At 58.7% G+C, this 16,339-nt stretch carries 11 protein-coding genes; 3 read left to right on the top strand and 8 right to left on the bottom strand.

Features of this window, described 5'->3' with window-relative positions; all coding sequences use genetic code 11:
- Window positions 1-66: 66 nt before the first annotated feature.
- Window positions 67-795: a 16S rRNA (uracil(1498)-N(3))-methyltransferase gene (locus NA619_RS02495; protein WP_255959602.1), complete on the top strand. Its 729-nt coding sequence runs from the start codon at window positions 67-69 to the stop codon at window positions 793-795.
- A 37-nt stretch (window positions 796-832) separates the two neighbouring features.
- Here the strand turns inward: NA619_RS02495 and NA619_RS02490 are convergent, their stop codons facing one another.
- From NA619_RS02490 to pilG, 8 genes are all read right to left on the bottom strand, one after another.
- Entirely contained in the window at window positions 833-1,303 is a 471-nt protein-coding gene (locus NA619_RS02490) for a chemotaxis protein CheW (protein ID WP_255959600.1), read from the bottom strand.
- Window positions 1,300-2,355 (bottom strand): chemotaxis protein CheB, encoded by a 1,056-nt coding sequence (locus NA619_RS02485; RefSeq protein ID WP_255959599.1) that lies wholly within the window; start codon window positions 2,353-2,355, stop codon window positions 1,300-1,302. The genes NA619_RS02490 and NA619_RS02485 overlap by 4 nt, the downstream gene beginning before the upstream one ends.
- Window positions 2,348-9,607, bottom strand: coding sequence for an Hpt domain-containing protein (locus NA619_RS02480; RefSeq protein ID WP_255960137.1), 7,260 nt, complete (start codon window positions 9,605-9,607; stop codon window positions 2,348-2,350). The genes NA619_RS02485 and NA619_RS02480 overlap by 8 nt, the downstream gene beginning before the upstream one ends.
- A gap of 11 nt (window positions 9,608-9,618) precedes the next feature.
- Entirely contained in the window at window positions 9,619-10,488 is an 870-nt protein-coding gene (locus NA619_RS02475; protein WP_255960135.1) for a protein-glutamate O-methyltransferase, read from the bottom strand.
- A gap of 56 nt (window positions 10,489-10,544) precedes the next feature.
- Window positions 10,545-12,593, bottom strand: coding sequence for a methyl-accepting chemotaxis protein (locus NA619_RS02470; RefSeq protein ID WP_255959598.1), 2,049 nt, complete (start codon window positions 12,591-12,593; stop codon window positions 10,545-10,547).
- A 79-nt stretch (window positions 12,594-12,672) separates the two neighbouring features.
- Complete coding sequence (locus tag NA619_RS02465) at window positions 12,673-13,209, bottom strand: chemotaxis protein CheW (protein WP_255960133.1); 537 nt, start codon at window positions 13,207-13,209, stop codon at window positions 12,673-12,675.
- Between the two features lie 38 nt (window positions 13,210-13,247).
- Window positions 13,248-13,613: a twitching motility response regulator PilH gene (gene pilH, locus NA619_RS02460; RefSeq protein WP_255959597.1), complete on the bottom strand. Its 366-nt coding sequence runs from the start codon at window positions 13,611-13,613 to the stop codon at window positions 13,248-13,250.
- A gap of 44 nt (window positions 13,614-13,657) precedes the next feature.
- Window positions 13,658-14,065: a twitching motility response regulator PilG gene (gene pilG, locus NA619_RS02455; RefSeq protein WP_255959595.1), complete on the bottom strand. Its 408-nt coding sequence runs from the start codon at window positions 14,063-14,065 to the stop codon at window positions 13,658-13,660.
- Between the two features lie 238 nt (window positions 14,066-14,303).
- On the opposite strand from pilG, the gene gshB reads away from it, so the two are divergent.
- Both gshB and NA619_RS02445 read left to right on the top strand, forming a co-directional pair.
- On the top strand, window positions 14,304-15,266 hold the full coding sequence (gene gshB, locus NA619_RS02450; protein ID WP_255960131.1) for a glutathione synthase: 963 nt from the start codon (window positions 14,304-14,306) through the stop codon (window positions 15,264-15,266).
- Window positions 15,267-15,441: 175 nt separating this feature from the next.
- The gene (locus tag NA619_RS02445; protein ID WP_255959593.1) at window positions 15,442-16,338 is read left to right on the top strand and encodes an energy transducer TonB; all 897 of its coding nucleotides are present in this window, start codon (window positions 15,442-15,444) and stop codon (window positions 16,336-16,338) included.
- Window position 16,339 lies beyond the last annotated feature (1 nt).

Below are 16,339 nucleotides of genomic sequence, written 5' to 3'. Positions count from 1 at the left end.
CCCGCCTTCATGCTCGCTGGCTAACGCTATAAACTGCCGGCCCACCTTACGACCGTAGCTATAGCGATGCGACTATCCAGGTTTTTCATCGACGCCCCTTTGACCCTTGGCAGCTGCAACCTGCCAGAGGCCTCAGCCCACTACATCGGCCGCGTATTGAGGTTGAGCGCTGATACGGCCGTGCAGCTGTTTGATGGCAGCGGCCAGGAGTACTCAGGCTTACTCGTTGAAGTAGGGAAAAAGCACGTCACGGTCGAGCTGCGGGAGCAGTTTTCGGGGCTGCCCGAGTCCAGCCTGAGGATTCACCTGGGGCAAGGACTTTCGCGCGGCGAGCGAATGGATTGGGCGATTCAGAAAGCAACGGAGCTCGGCGCTGCTGAAATCACCCCTATCGTCAGTGAACGCTGCGAAGTTCGCCTCAAGGATGAACGTGCCGACAAGCGTTTGGCCCACTGGCGTCAGATCGCCATAAGCGCGTGCGAGCAATGTGGTCGCTCAGTCGTTCCGACCATACACCCACCGATCCCGCTGCAAGACTGGCTGAAGCTGGAAGCCGATCTGAAGCTGGTCCTCCATCCTGTCGCAGCGCCGCTTTCAGCTTACGCACGGCCAGCCAGCCTGGCATTTCTGATCGGCCCGGAAGGCGGCCTGAGTGATGGAGAGATCGATCAGGCACGCAGTGCCGGGTTTCAACCTGCGCGTCTCGGCCCGCGTGTGCTACGCACCGAAACTGCACCGGTAGTTGCGCTAAGCGTCGCGCAGCAGCTATGGGGCGATTTTCAGCCCGACCTCTGAGGCGCGAGTAGGAAATGAACTGTTGCTGAACAGCTGATCAGATCAGCCCAGCATCCGCCAGCTTCTGCTCAAGGGCGACCAGGTCCGGGATACGCGCCTGCACATCACCAAGGTTCACGGCGTCCAGCTCCAGAGGAGCCAAGGTCACATCCGAGCGCGCCAGACTGGCATCAATCTTGACCGAGCGAGGAATGCCCTGCACCAGCAGAGCGATGAACTTCACATGATCACGCCCACCGAGAGCGTTGAGCACCGCTACCCGTGCTCTCGAACCTGTCTCTGGCTGGCCATCGGATGCTGCTTCGAATGACAAGAGCGGCAACGTCAAGTCTCGCCAGGGCACCTGTCCGAGAAACCATGAAGGCGTGCCCTGCGCTGACTGTGGCGCGCGATAGGGGATCAGCTCGGCGACCGCAACGTTAGGCAGCAGCAGCGTACGATCGGCTAGCGGCACCAAGAGACCGGTGAGACTGGTGGAAGTATCCTGGGGAACAGCGGATTGGCTCATGGATTATCCAGTTGCAAGGCCGCAACAGGCGCGCTGGCCTGCTGCAAGAAATGATTGACCAAGGCTTGTGCCAGCTCGCGCGGATCGCCGCTGACCGAGCTGTAGCCGCCTTCGCGGAGGCTGTCAGGCATGCTCGAACAAACGCAGGAGTCGGCACGTTGAGTCCATACTTTCCCACCCTGTCGCAGCACGTACGCGGCAGCGGCGTTGCCATCGCTGCCCATGCCACTGAATGCAATGACGCCACAACGGTTGCCGAAATGCTGGGCCAGATTGAGCATCATCTGGTCGATGGAGGGGCTGTAAGGCTCCGGCCAGCTACGACCATTGAGCAGCATGGCGCCGTCCTTATCGAAACCCATTTCCTGGGTAATGGGGGCAATCACGACTTCACCGCACCGTATGGAATCATTCGGCCGCGCAAGGTTGACGCTCCACTGACTATGCCTTCCGACTGCCTGCGACAGCGCCGACTCGAAGCTCGCTTCAATGTGCTGCGCGTAGATGAAACCTACTGGCAACCCGACTGGCAGCGAATCAAGAAAGGCTTTTACCGCTTCAGGACCACCCAGCGAGGCCGCCAATAGCCAGACTTCACGCGCAGGCCCATCTCCCTCAACCGAAACTGCGCTCGTGAAGGCGCCCGGTAGTTCCAGGCGAGTCGAACGCTCGGGTTCGGCGCGCAGCACTTCGAGGCGAGGGCCTACCACTCTGGATGGGTCGCCAACCAATCGCTTGAGCTTGCCGAACATGCGGCGTTCCCAGCGTGGGTAATTTTCCGAGTGACGTTCTGGCGCGTGCCCCTCGCCAAATAAGACCGGACAGGTATCACGCTCAAGCAGTGCGTTGACCAGTGGCGAATCCTCCGTTTGAGCCAGGTCCACCAACCAGAGGTCAGCTTCTACTGCCGCGAGGTCCGCCTCCTCTAGCCGGGCGGGATCGCTGTTGAGCACAACCGTGTAACCATTGGCGGTCAGCGCCTGCTGCAGCACATGCCGTTGCAATGAGGTGTCGGCGATCACCCCAATGCGAGCCGCTACGACCTCACTCATGATGCTTGACCAGTTTTTGAATCGTCTCCAGCAGCAGCGACTCCTGGTAGGGCTTCCCGAGGTATTCGTTCACACCGATGGCCATGGCCCGATCCCGGTGCTTCTCACCGGTCCGCGAAGTGATCATGATGATCGGCAGATCTTTCAGATGCTCGTCATGGCGCACAAGGGTCGCTACTTCGAAGCCATCCATGCGGGGCATTTCGATGTCCAGAAGCATGACATCGGGCTTGCGCTCCTGCAGCTGAGTAATCGCGTCGACGCCATCTTTCGCCGTCAGCACATTCATGCCGTTACGCTCGAGTAGCCGGCTGGTCACCTTGCGTACAGTTACCGAGTCATCCACGACCATGACCAGTGTTGGCCGATCGACCTCCACCTCGACAGGCTCTTCCTGACCAAGCAGGCGCAGCGGCTGCTGCTGGGTGAGCAGATGTGCGTGCAGAACACGGATGGTCGCCAGCAGGTCGAGAATGACCACCACGCGACCGTCACCAAGGATGGTGGCACCGGAAATCCCCGGCACGGTGGCGAACTGCGGGCCGAGACTCTTCACCACGATCTCACGAGAACCAGCCAGGCTGTCGACCTGCACCGCCACGCTATGCTCGTTGGAACGCACCAGAATCACCGGAAGTGGCAAGCTCTGCCCGACCAACTTGGGCCGCTGCCCATTGTTTAGAAGCTCTCCGAGATAACGCAGCTCATAGGTCTGCCCCGCATATTCGAAGCGAGACGCGCCGGGCTGGTAATACGCTTCGAGCTCGTACGGGGAAACCCGCACGATACCTTCGATGGTATTCAATGGAATCGCATAGAGATCCTCGCCCGAATACACCATCAGTGCGCGGTTGACCGATACGGTGAACGGCAGACGGATGAGGAAGCGCGTGCCACTGCCAAGCGTCGACTCAATGCTCATCGAGCCACCGAGCTGCTTGACTTCAGAATGTACGACATCCATGCCGACACCGCGGCCGGATATCTGTGTAACCTTTTCCGCTGTGGAGAACCCGGCCTCGAGGATGAACTGCAGCACCTCATGATCTGACAGATCACTGCCAGGCAGCATCAGACCGCGCTCGACCGCTTTGCGGCGAACAGCTTCCAGGTTGATTCCCGCCCCGTCATCGCTCAACGCCAGAACGATGTCCCCGCCTTCACGGCTCAATTCAAGGCGAATGTTGCCTTGTTCAGGCTTGCCCGCCGCCACTCGCGCAGCCATCGATTCGATGCCGTGATCCACAGCGTTTCGCAGCATGTGTTCCAGCGGCGCGACGATGCGTTCGAGCACGCTGCGGTCCATCTCTCCAGTAGCGTTACCCACATGGAATTCAACCTGCTTGCCGAGCTCGCCGGCCACCTGACGTACGATTCGGCGCAGACGTGGCACAAGTCGATCGAAAGGCACCATGCGCGTGCGCATGAGACCTTCTTGAAGCTCCGTGTTGACCCGCGCCTGCTGTAGCAGCAGGGTCTCGGCGTCACGGTTTCGCGCCGCGAGCGTTTCCTTCAAATCTAGAAGGTCAGAAGCGGACTCGAAGAGAGCGCGAGACAGCTGCTGAAGTTGCGAGTGGCGGTCCATTTCCAGCGGATCGAAATCGTCATAACCCGCGCGCTCTGCCTCAGCTTGATAGCGGCTCAGAATCTGCGCCTGCGTCTCGGTATCCAGACGCCGCAACTGATCACGTACCCGCTCGATCGTGGCCTCCATCTCCCCCAGCGTAAAGCCTACGTCGCTGACCTGCTGCTCAACACGCCCGCGGAAAATTGACGTCTCGCCCGCAAGGTTGACCAGCCCCTCCAGCAAATCGGCTGGCACTTTGACCAGCTCCTGCGGTGCCCGTCGAGAGGCGGCATCCAACGCGGCCTCCTCGGCACGACGTATGAAAGGTAGAACCTTCGCTGGAGTGTTGGCCGTTGGGGACTGGACGCTCGCAGCCACGATTGGCGTCTCGAGCTGGATTACGGAAGGCTCGCCACGTTTCTCTTGGGCAGGCTCGCTTTGCGCCTGTTCGGAGGGCGCAGATTCTGGCTCGCTAGCCAGGCGCGACCGCATCAACTCGACTTCTTTCAGCAAGGCGTCGTAACCGCCCTGCACATCGAGGAACAAACTGTCGGTCCAACCGACGTCCTGCAATTGCGCCTCGCCAAGACGCTGCTCAAGGTCGTGGGCCATGTCGCCAAGGCGGACCTGCGCTGCGAGTCGTGCGCCACCTTTCAAGGTATGCAACACACGCATCATGTCTACCAGAGGCCCAGCACCATCACGCGTGGCCTCCCAGCGCCCCAATGCAGCTTCCATATCCTCGAGCAGGTCATCCGCTTCTTCGACGAATATGTCCAGGATTTCGGCTTCGGCCGAATCCTGTGCCGCGTCCTGCGCCGCCTTCAAGGCGACGCTATTGGGCATGCTCAGCTGTTCGTCCGGATTTGCCCGAAAGTGCCGAATCGTTGCGATCAGATCCTCCCCGTCGGGGAGTTCGCGGTAGGCCCGAACCGCATCGAGCATCGCTGCGAGCCGGTCATGGCAAGTCTGCAGCAACGTGAACAACATCGGGCTGGCCCGATAGCTACCGGCGCACAGACCTTCGTAGAGATACTCTAGCTCGTGGGCAAGATCCCCAATCTCGCGAATATCGGCCATTCGCGCTCCGCCCTTGAGCGTATGCAGATCACGCTGGAGCGCTTCTATCTCAAAGCTGTTATTGACGTCATCGACCCAGCGCTGAAGCGAAGCACTGGCTCGCTCCATGATGTCGAATCCTTCCTCGAGAAAGATCTCTACCAGTTCGGGATCGCGATTGTCCCAGCCACCGGCTTCGCCTTGTGCAGGGTCAGCCATCGCCGAGGGCTCGTCTGGGTAGGACTGATTGGTTTGGTCGAGGTTGGCGGCATCATCTCCCGCCTGCTCCGCATCCTGATCCGATATATCCAGGGTGACGGGTGAAGCTTCGCTCGGCTCGACCTCATCAAGCGGATGATCGTCCGTTTCAATTAACGTCTCAGAGTCGGTCGCGGACACTCGCTCTGTTTCGAGCGAGGCAGATAACTCATCGGTCAGCTGCTCTGAGTCCATCGACGCACCGGCATCACTGACGGAAAGCGCTGAAGGGACGTCATCATGATTCTGCGTCGCTTCATCAAGTTCGTCAGCGTTGCTTTCGAATGACGGGGTGACACCTTGACGATAGCCCTTGATGAGCGCGATGAGCTTCGTCGCAGCGTCCATTGGCCGGTGAGCCTGGAGCTGCTCAAGCTGAACCGCAAGTTGATCATGGCTGCGCAACAGAAGCGTCGCGAGTTCATCACTATGGGTATAGCGGCCGTCCGAAAGCCCTTCATAAAGGGTCTCCAACTCATGGGACAAGTCGCCGATCGGGCGTATCTCAGCCATCCGGGCGCCACCCTTGAGGGTGTGCAGGTCGCGCAGCAGGGCTGACAGCGCCAGCTGGTTGGCCGGATCGCTGAGCCAGCGATCCAAAGCAGCACCCGCGCTTTCGAGAAGATCGACGGCCTCGTCCAGAAAAATCTCGACCATCTCTTCGTCTAGATCATCGAGCTGGGCCTGCTCCAAAGCGGGCTCTGGAGCCCAGGCTTCGGCTTCGGCTTCGGCTTCGGCAATAGTTTCGACGACTTCAACCGGAGCAATGCTTGTCATCTCCGGTTGATCAACATCAACTGGCAACTCGAAGGATTGTGGATCGAGCGCTTCGGCCAGGAGTTCTTCGAGGCGCTCCACCAGCTCCGGTTGACCTGTTACCTGAAGCCCGGCCGCAACCTGATCCATCATGCCGACCAATGCTTCATGGCCTTGCTCGACGTCGTCGAAGAAGCGCCCGCTGACAGCGAGGCGCCCTTCCTGCACGACTGCATAGAGCTTCAGCAGCACCTGGCACAGGGCGTCGATCTGCGGCAGATCAGCCATTTGGGCGCCGAGGCCTAGTGTTGTCAGCTCTTCCAGCAGCGCACTGAGTTCCTGACGCTCAGCAGGATGTTCCCGCCAGCTGTGCAACAGATCTTCCGCATCCAGGAGGATGCTCATGCCTTCTGACAGAAACAACGAAATCATGCCTGGGTCGCGCGGCTCGCCCAATTCACTTTCGCCACGCTCGCCAGCATCAGCCAGACGGGCACTGTGCAACGCATGGACCTGCGCAATGAGCTCCTCAGCACCCTCTATTGTGGCCAAGGGTTCCCGCTCAAGATTTTCCAGCCCTTTACGCAACAGCTGTTCGGCAACATGCAGAAGTTCTGCCTCAGCCAGATCCATCTGAATCAGATTGGCCTTGAACTCCTTGACCATCTTTTCCAGCGGCGTGGCAATTTCAGCCATCGGCAGGATTCCGGCCATGTGCGCACTACCCTTGAGGGTATGCAAGGCACGTTGGAGAGAGTCAGTAACTGGCTGCGGGAGCCGCTGCGCACAGTCGGCAAGAAAGTCGACTAGTGCAGAGAGATGCGACTCAGCCTCGTTACGGAAAATCTCCAGCAGCTGGGGGTCCATCATCTCCTGCATCGGCTCTTGCTGCGTCGGCTTCTCGAGCTCGACACCGCCGCCCTGGGGATCAGGATCTGTCGGCAGCCCCTTGGCCAACGCATGGGCATTGGCTGCCAAGCGATCGACATCATCACGCTGACGCTGCGCCTTGGCTGCAAACTCTTCGACCAGAGCCGGCATCAGTGCAACGACATCATTCACCAACTTCTTGACCGAAACTCCCGGTTCGATACTGCGGTCGAGCACGCGATTGAGCAGATTTTCCACGGACCATGCGAGTTCACCGATAACCAGTGCCCGCACCATGCGACCGCTGCCCTTGAGAGTATGAAAGGCTCGGCGAATCTCGCCAAGCGTGGCCTTGTCCGAGGTGTCCTCGCACCACTTTGGCAAATATTCACCAATGGTTTCGAGAACCTCGGCGGCCTCCTCGATGAAGACTTCCAGCAGGTCATCGTCGACCGGCTCCTCGTCATCGGGCGGAGGCAGGATGCTAGGCGGAACATCCCGCGCGGGCGGATTGATGGAGACGACTGGTGCGGCCATGACGTCTTGAAGAGTCATCGCCGGTTGGCTAGCGACCGGCTGCTCCATCGGCTCAGGCAGCGAAACCTCGGGCATGTCGAGCTCGGCCATTTCAGCCTCACTCCACTCCACCGCGTAAGTCAGCGGCTCATCGGCAGGAAGCTCTTCGGAGGAGAACACCGACGAATCTTCCGCTTCGCCACCAGACAACTGAGTTGGCTCCGCTTCCGATAGCTCAATGACTTCAGCAGGCCATTCGGCTGCGGATTCGAACTCTGTTTGCCGCTCCGCAGATTCGGCTTGCTGTTCGGATTCCCATGCCGATACCTGTTCAGCGGCAAGTGTGTCGGTGTGATATCCCAGAGCAGCTTCATGCTGTTCGGAATTCTGTTCGGGCGCGGCTGAAGGGCCCGATCCCGGTTCAAGTTCAGGTTCAGGTTCAGGGAGTAAAACTTCAATCTCGTCCAGCGGATCGGATAGGAAATCCGCATCGGCCAAAGAAGTGTCAGCACCGGTTTCCGGCTGGGCGCTTTCTGACTGGGCGTTCAGCGGGTATCCCAAAGCCTGAAGGCTTTCCTCTGCGACATCGAGGATGAGGTCGCCCTGCGACCCGCAGTCTTCACTAAGGCGCTCGAGATAGTATTCGACGCTGGTTATTGCGTCCGCCAGGGTATCCAGACTCTGCCAGTCCGGAATGGCCTGTTTGGCGAGCAGCTGCTCCTGGATGTATCGATTACAGGCATCTAGCAAGCCAGCAGCGCGCGCCAGCGGCACCATTGCAAGGCCGCCCCGTGACTGGGTCAAGAGTTCGGGAACTCGGGCAAGATGCTGGTGATTCCATTGTGAGGCAATGAACTCGATGATCGCGTCCTTGGCCTGCTCGAGGCCGGTACGCGCCTCTCGGATGACCAGGCGATGAATCTGCGCGACATCGGTAGTCGGCAGGTGACTCTCCTCGCCGCGGTCCTCGCTCGTACCGCCGACCATACCAGCGAGGGTCGCCTCGACATATAACAATGCTCCCGCGACATCCATCAGCGCGGCATCGTCTGGCTGCTGCTGCCCGTTCGCAAGAGTCTCGACTACAGTGATCTGGTCGAGAATGATTCGCCGCGGCTGGCCAAAGCCCAGGACAGCAAGCGTGTCTGCAATCTGCTTGAGCGGAGGCTGTAGCGATGCAAGCTCCGCAAAGCCCATGCGATCGCTGCGTACGAACAGGTCAAGACTGTCTTTAACCCGGACCAGCTCTTCACACAACGCAGCTACAACTGAACGCATGGCACCACGATCAGGGCCTGCAAGCTGAGCGCGCTCTTCATCGACTACTGTGCTATCGGGGAGCGCTTCATCCAGGCTGTACTCGGCCTTCAACGCCTGGATGCGCGGCGTCTGCGTAGGCGCCTTCGCTACATAGAAAAGCAGATTCTTGGTCAGCTCGTCAGGGGCTGCCTGGTTGATACCCTCCGCCCCCTGAGCGACGAGACGCTTGAGTTCTTTATCGACTTGGCGCAGCAGGTTTTTCACCGTTGTGCCATTAGCCACCGCACCACTGGCGAGCCCTTCGACTAGACCCGAAGCGATTTGCCATAGCGCGCCAAGCGGGGCGTCTTTGCAAAGCATTTCCAGACGCGCAAAAACCCGAGCCATATAACCCAGGTTAGTTGCCAGATCTTGATTGCGAATAACCCCAACCAGCGCGACCTGAAGCATCTGCCGCAGCTTGCGAAGCAGCCCTGGGAGATCCTCGGTCTGCCGCTGCGCCAGGAACTCACCCGAAAGCGCGGGGGTCCGTGAAGACATGTTCGGCGAAAAAAGACTGGTTTCCGACAGCAGCTTCTCCCCGCGCGCCGCACGAAGATCGTTGAGCAGTGGCAGGACAACCATTGGGAGGTCGCGACGAGCGCTCTGAATGCGGTCCAAGTAGACCGGCATCTGCAGGATGGCCTGCATGAGGACCTCAAGCGCTTCCGCCTGGCTGGCAACACGCTCATCCAGTAAAGCCCGCGCAAGCTGCTCCATCTCTTCTGCGAGCAACGCGGCGCCATAGAATTCGACCATCTGCAGCGTGCCGTGCACCTGATGCACGTAAGTCATGCAGAAGCGCATCCGCGTCGAGTCTTGCGGGCTTTCGACGAACGCTTCCAAGGCCTGCCGCGCCTGCTTCAGCGTTTCGGCAATCTCGCCTTTCACCCACTCCAGGGCGACATAATCGTGCCGATCACCCATAGCGACTCCGCTCATAAACATTTCCGGGTAAAGGCCTGAACCTGACTGTCAGCCACCGGGGTCAGATCCGGATGCTGCCAGCCGACTACTTCACCTGCACCGATCACCAGCAAGCCCCCCGGTGCCAGCCGCTCGGCCAGACGATTGAGGATTTCGCGGCGGCGCCAGCGACGGAAGTAGATCAACAGGTTCTGGCAAAAAATGACGTCCATATTGGACATTGGTGCACCGTCCAGCTCCAGCACGTTAAGCCTGGCAAAGCACACCCGTGCAGCCAGGCTAGGTATCACTTGGAGACGGTCATCCGGCCCCGCTTGGAAGTATTGCTTGCGTAAATCAGGATCCAGCTGCTCAAGCCGTCGAGGGCTGTAATGTCCATCGCGGGAGCGACTCAACGCACTGAGGCTGATGTCAGTGCCGATCACCCCGAACTGTTGCGAATCACCATTAGCATGCTGAAGAACCTCAGCAGCTGTGATCGCCAGCGAGTAGGTTTCCTCACCACTTGCGCATCCGACGCTCCAGAGCGACCAAGGCCTGGAAATATCACGAGACTCGCAACGCTCCTGCATGTAGCTGGAAAGCAGCGCGAACGAAGGTGGATGACGGAAGAAACGGGTTTCCTGAACGGTCAGCCGATCCATCAGGGTCGACCATTCCACAGCACCACGAGCACCGTCCGTGACCTGACGGTAATAGCTGGAATAATCAGTAGCCCCGACTTCGCGCATCCGGCTACTCAAATTGGCTTGCAGGAATGTTCTCCGTTGCTCGGTAACAACCATGCCAGAGCGCTCTTCGAGCAATGCTTGCCAGTCCCGGAACTCCGCCGCCGACATTTCAGCCAAGGGTCTCAGTGCCCACTCAACGCCTGGCTGCATGTCCTGCCCCTTGCTCATGAACTTCCACGGCAGCCGTTACCGGCCGCCGCGCTCAATCAGGCCTGATCCTGTGTTTCCGGCAAGGTAAAGCCGGACACCGAGTGACGCATCTCATTGGCCATCTTCGCGAGATTACCAATGCTCTTTGCGGTGGCGGTGGTACCCGAGGACGTCTGCGAGGTAATTTCCTGAATGACGTTCATGGTGTTGGAGATATGGCCCGCCGAGGATGCCTGCTGACGTGCAGCATTCGAGATGTTTTGGATGAGTGCCGCAAGGCTTTTCGATACCTTCTCGATCTCCTCCAGCGCGACACCTGCGTCCTGCGCCAAACGCGCACCGCGTACCACCTCAGAGGTGGTCTGCTCCATCGAGATAACCGCCTCGTTGGTATCGGTCTGAATCGTTTTGACGAGTGCTTCGATCTGCTTGGTGGCTGCAGAGGAGCGCTCTGCCAGACGTTGAACTTCGTCAGCTACCACCGCGAAGCCTCGGCCTGCGTCACCAGCCATCGAAGCCTGAATGGCCGCGTTCAGAGCAAGAATGTTGGTCTGGTCGGCGATGTCGTTGATCAGACTGACGATGTCACCAATCTCCTGCGACGACTCACCCAGACGCTTGATCCGCTTGGAAGTGTCCTGGATCTGCTCACGGATGTTATCCATGCCGGTGATGGTGTTATGCACCACCTCGTTGCCCTTGTTCGCAATCGCAACCGAACGTTCAGCTACCGCGGAAGACTCGGCGGCGTTCGCAGATACCTGGTCAATCGACACAGCCATCTCGTTGATCGCAGCAGAAGCTCCGGCAATTTCCTGAGCCTGATGCTCGGACGCCTCGGCGAGATGCATAGCAGTCGCCTGCGTCTCCTGAGCGGCGCCGGATACCTGCACAGCGGTCTGGTTGATCGTTTCAACCAGATCACGCAGCTGGTCGATGGAGTAGTTGATCGAGTCCGCAATGGCACCCGTGAAGTCTTCGGTTACGGTAGCGGCCACCGTGAGGTCACCGTCAGCCAGGTCGCCAATCTCGTCGAGCAGACGCAAAATCGCAGTCTGGTTACGCTCGTTTTTCTCGGCTGTTTCACTCAAGCGACGGCGTGTTTCCTGAACCATTACCAGGCCGATCAGAAGAATCGAAGCCAGCGCCAGCGCACCCAGCACATAGCCAGCCAGCGCATTGATGTAACGCGCATCGGCTCGGCTCTGGAGGCCCTGCGTCAGCGCTGAAGTCTCATCGAGCAACGTTTGCGAAACCTCGAAGATGCTGTTCGATGATTCGCGCACTTGGAACAGTTCCGGCGAGGTTTCCAGGATCTCGTCCACCGAGCCGGAAACGAACTGGAACAGTTCGGAAATTGCAGCCAAACGATCGAGCGCTTCGACATCGCTTACACGACTGATGCCCATGGCTTCGTTGCCTTCAAGCATCGCGCTGAGTACGCGACCAAACAGACTGGCATCGCGACCAAACATGTCGGCAGCCTGTACGGAATCCTGGTCACCAGACAACACCTTGTTCACCGAACCCAAAATACGCTCAGCTAGCAGCGATTGGCGCTGAGCAACAGAAACCTGGGCGGCCGGAGCACCACTTTCCAGAAGAATGTCTACAACTTCCTCGTATTCCACCTGGAGCTGCGGAATGGTTTCGGCAAGGGTGGCAGCAACCTGGTGTAAAGACAGTACGGTCTGCTCGCTTGCGAGAATGGCGTCGGTGTTCTGCCGCAGCGTGTCCCAATCCTGCTGTACCGCTGCTACTTCTACCTGAAGTGATTCTGGCACCGCTGGAAGGCCGATGCGCTCGTCTCCACCCGAGAGGTAACCCCAACGCTCACTGAAGTCGTTACGAGCATCTTTCAGCGAATCGAATGCCTCTGCCGTACCTGCGGCCGCCTCTACAGCGTTCTTTGCGATGCGCTGCGATAGAACTCGCAGCTCACCGGCGTGTCCAACGTATTCGTTGTCATAGTCGGCCTGGGTATTGATGTACGCAAAGTTCACGAACAGCAGCACCATTGACACGATCAGAAGGATAAATAGCCCGGCGATCAACGTATTGCTACGTACCCCTGCCAGCAGTGCATTCGCGTTAAGTTTTTTCATTTTTCCCGGCCCCCGCCTGGACCACCCGTACGTTTCCTTCCAAGAACCAAAAGGCCGACATCAGCCGACCCCACCTAAATCAGTACGCCACATCCAGAAATGTCTGGTGGGCGGCAAGCGCGTGCGGGCTAAAAACCAGCCAAGGCTGCTCACGCTGAAACACACCATAAATAAAAGGCTGGATCGAAGCCTCGACCGGAGGAAGCTGCTCGGAGAACGCATCTACCGGAAAATGCTGCATGCCGAAAACCTCGTCGACCGTCAGCCCTGCAAACACTTCCTGATGATCCACCACCAATACCCGCCTCTGCTTGCGCAACGGCGAAAGCTCCAATCCGAGATACCCGCACAAATCCATCACCGGCAGTAATCTGCCCCGAACGTTGGCGACGCCTTTGACCCAGGACTTCACCCCAGGCAATAGCGTGTAGCGCGGCTCGTGCAGTATTTCGCCAACCTCCCCCATAGGGGCAACAAATAACCGCCCCCCCATCCGAAAACCAATTCCAGCCCAGGTCTGGATGGCCTCCTGCTGAGAAGGCAGCCCGGCTGCCAGCACTCGGCAGCGAGCTTGAATGTCCAAAAGTCGCTGAAATGGCGTAGGCACATCCGACATGCTGGCAACTTCCCTAGTCCGAATATCGAAATCGCCGTTCAACCGGCAAGTACGGCGCCCAGGGTCTTCAGCAATGTCGCTTCATCCACCGGCTTGGTCAGGTAGTCTTTAGCACCCTGACGCTTGCCCCAGACCTTATCGGTTTCCTGGTCCTTGGTGGTCACAATGATCACCGGAATGTGACTGGTTTCAGCATCTTTGGTCAGCTGGCGCGTTGCCTGGAAACCATTCAGGCCCGGCATCACGATATCCATCAAAACCACATCGGGTTTTTCCTGGCGGGCGAGCGCAACGCCGTCGGCTCCGTTCTCGGCCTTAAGAACGACATGACCATGCTTTTCTAGCATGGCCGTCAGCTTGTACATCTCGGTGGGCGAGTCATCAACAATCAGAACGCGAGCCATGGTTACTCCGTGGGAAAGGCTTCAGCGGCACTCAGGGCCGAACTTCAGGATACTTGCTCTATTGGAGTGAAATCAGGCACATGCGCCTTGATAGCACCGAGCAACTCTTCTTTGCTGAAAGGCTTGGTCAGGTATTGATCAGACCCCACGATCCGCCCCTTGGCCTTGTCGAACAGACCGTCTTTGGAGGACAGCATGATCACCGGGGTGGACTTGAAAGAACTGTTGTTCTTTATCAATGCGCAGGTCTGATAGCCATCAAGCCTAGGCATCATGATATCGACGAAAATGATGCGCGGGTGACTATCCGCGATCTTGGCCAGCGCATCGAAGCCATCCACTGCCGTGATCACATCACAACCTACTTTTTTCAGCAGCGTTTCAGCAGTGCGACGAATCGTTTTCGAATCGTCGATCACCATGACCTTCAAGCCCTCGGAGTGCTGTTCCATTTCGCCCTACCATCGCCTCGGTGAGTCGTAGTTTATCGTTATGTCAGTGCGCCTAGAGGCCCTGCCATCGATGGGCTGCACCCAATCGCCGGACCTTTTTAGCACACTACTCAAGTGCAAGCTATCTACCGCCAGAGCAGGGGAATTTTCCTTGACCCAGCGCACAACCGCCGCCAATCTGCGTCGACATTTCACGCCCTCGGCAGCCTTGTTCTGCCCCATCGCTGGAGAACACAACATGACTGTTCGCGTCGGGATCATCATGGATCCAATCGCGCAGATCGCCTTCAAGAAGGACAGCTCCCTGGCCATGCTTCTAGCGGCCCAGGCCCGTGGCTGGACGCTTCATTACATGGAACAGCGAGACCTTTATCAGCTGGGCGGCGAAGCGCGTGCGCGCATGCGCGCGCTCTCGGTATTCAACGACGCGCAGCGCTGGTACGAAACAGGCGAAGAAACTGATAATGCCCTGTCCGATCTCGATGTGATCCTGATGCGCAAGGATCCGCCGTTCAACAGCGAGTACGTCTATGCCACCTACCTGCTCGAGCTTGCCGAACAAGCCGGTACGCTGGTCGTAAATCGCCCGCAGAGCCTTCGCGACTGCAACGAAAAATTCTTTGCCACCCGTTTTCCTCAATTTACGCCGCCAACGCTGGTGAGTCGGCGGTCCGACATTCTGCGGGAGTTCGCTCGCGAGCAGCGTGACATCATTCTCAAACCGCTGGATGAAATGGGTGGTGCATCGATTTTCCGCCACCGTGAAGGTGACCCTAATCTGTCGGTCATTCTCGAAGTGCTCACCGAGCACGGCAGTCGCCAGATCATGGCGCAGCGATATGTCCCTGCCATCACCGAGGGAGACAAACGAATCCTGATGATCGACGGCGAGCCGGTACCTTATTGCCTGGCCCGCATACCAGCGGCCGGCGAAACACGTGGCAATCTCGCAGCAGGAGGCCGTGGGGTCGCTCAGCCACTGTCAGAACACGACAAAGAGATCGCTGCAGCGGTCGGGCCAGAACTGCGCAAGCGCGGCCTGCTCTTCGTCGGACTGGATGTAATCGGCGATTACCTCACTGAAATAAACATCACCAGCCCGACCTGTATTCGCGAGATCGACAATGCATTCGACACGCGCATCGGCGAACGCCTGATGGATGTCATTGCGGGGAAACTGACGAACCGGCCTGACACCTGATGTAGAGCCGGCTGGCTCCCGAGCCAGCCGCTTCGTCAGTTTCGCGCCACGGCGTTACCAGCTGCTCAAGCATTAGATGCATCGACACAGCGAAGCACCAAAGCTGTCGCCTGGTTCATAGACTTTTACAGTCGCGCTGGGCAGACTGCGCGCACTTCGAGCCGACTGAAATGCGATGAACGCCGCTACACGCCAACCCATTCCTGCCCCTACCGGCGTCCGCCCGGCGGACCGTCTCGGCTTTACGATATTTCTCGCGGCCGCGCTTCATGGCGCCCTTATTCTTGGTCTCGGTTTCACCCTCTCGGAACCGAAACAAACCAGCAAGTCGCTAGAGATAACGCTATCCACCTTCAAAAGCGAAGAAAAGCCCAAAGACGCCGACTTCCTGGCACAGGACAATCAACAGGGCAGCGGCACTCTGGAGCACAAGGCATCACCGAAGACGACTGAACAGGCACCGTTCCAGGACACCCAGGTACGCAAGGTCACTCCAGCGTCCTCCCCGCCGCCAAGCAGCACCAGAGAAGCGCCGAAAACGGCTGTTTCAACGCGCGCGCCGCAGCCCGAAAAGACTCCGGTGAAATCCCAGAAAGATAAGCCTCAGCCGCAAGCGCAGCCGGCCCCCGTGTATGACAGTTCGCAGCTCAGTGAGGAGATTGCCAGCCTCGAGGCGGAACTCGCGCAGCAAGTCGAGCAGTATGCGAAGCGACCTCGCGTCAGCCGCCAGAACAGCGCAGCGACCATGCGCGACATTAGCGCCTGGTACCGTGACGAATGGCGCAAGAAGGTCGAGCGCATCGGCAACCTCAACTATCCGGATGAAGCCCGCAGACAGCGCATCTACGGTAGCCTGCGGATGCTAGTGGTCATCGACCGAAACGGCACTGTCCAGGAGCTTCGGGTACTGGAGTCTTCGGGGCATACGGTGCTGGATGAAGCTGCAATGCGCATCGTTCGGCTCGCAGCTCCGTTTGCGCCATTCTCCGGAGAACTGGCACAGAACTTTGACCAGGTGGAGATCATCCGAACCTGGCGGTTCGAGCGCGGCGATCGCCTCTCCAGTCGCTGAT

The organism is Stutzerimonas stutzeri (genome assembly GCF_024448895.1).
Classification (GTDB): Bacteria; Pseudomonadota; Gammaproteobacteria; order Pseudomonadales; family Pseudomonadaceae; genus Stutzerimonas; species Stutzerimonas stutzeri_Q.
The sequence above is the reverse complement of the archived record's forward strand: the minus strand, read 5'-3'. Positions and strand labels throughout refer to the sequence as shown.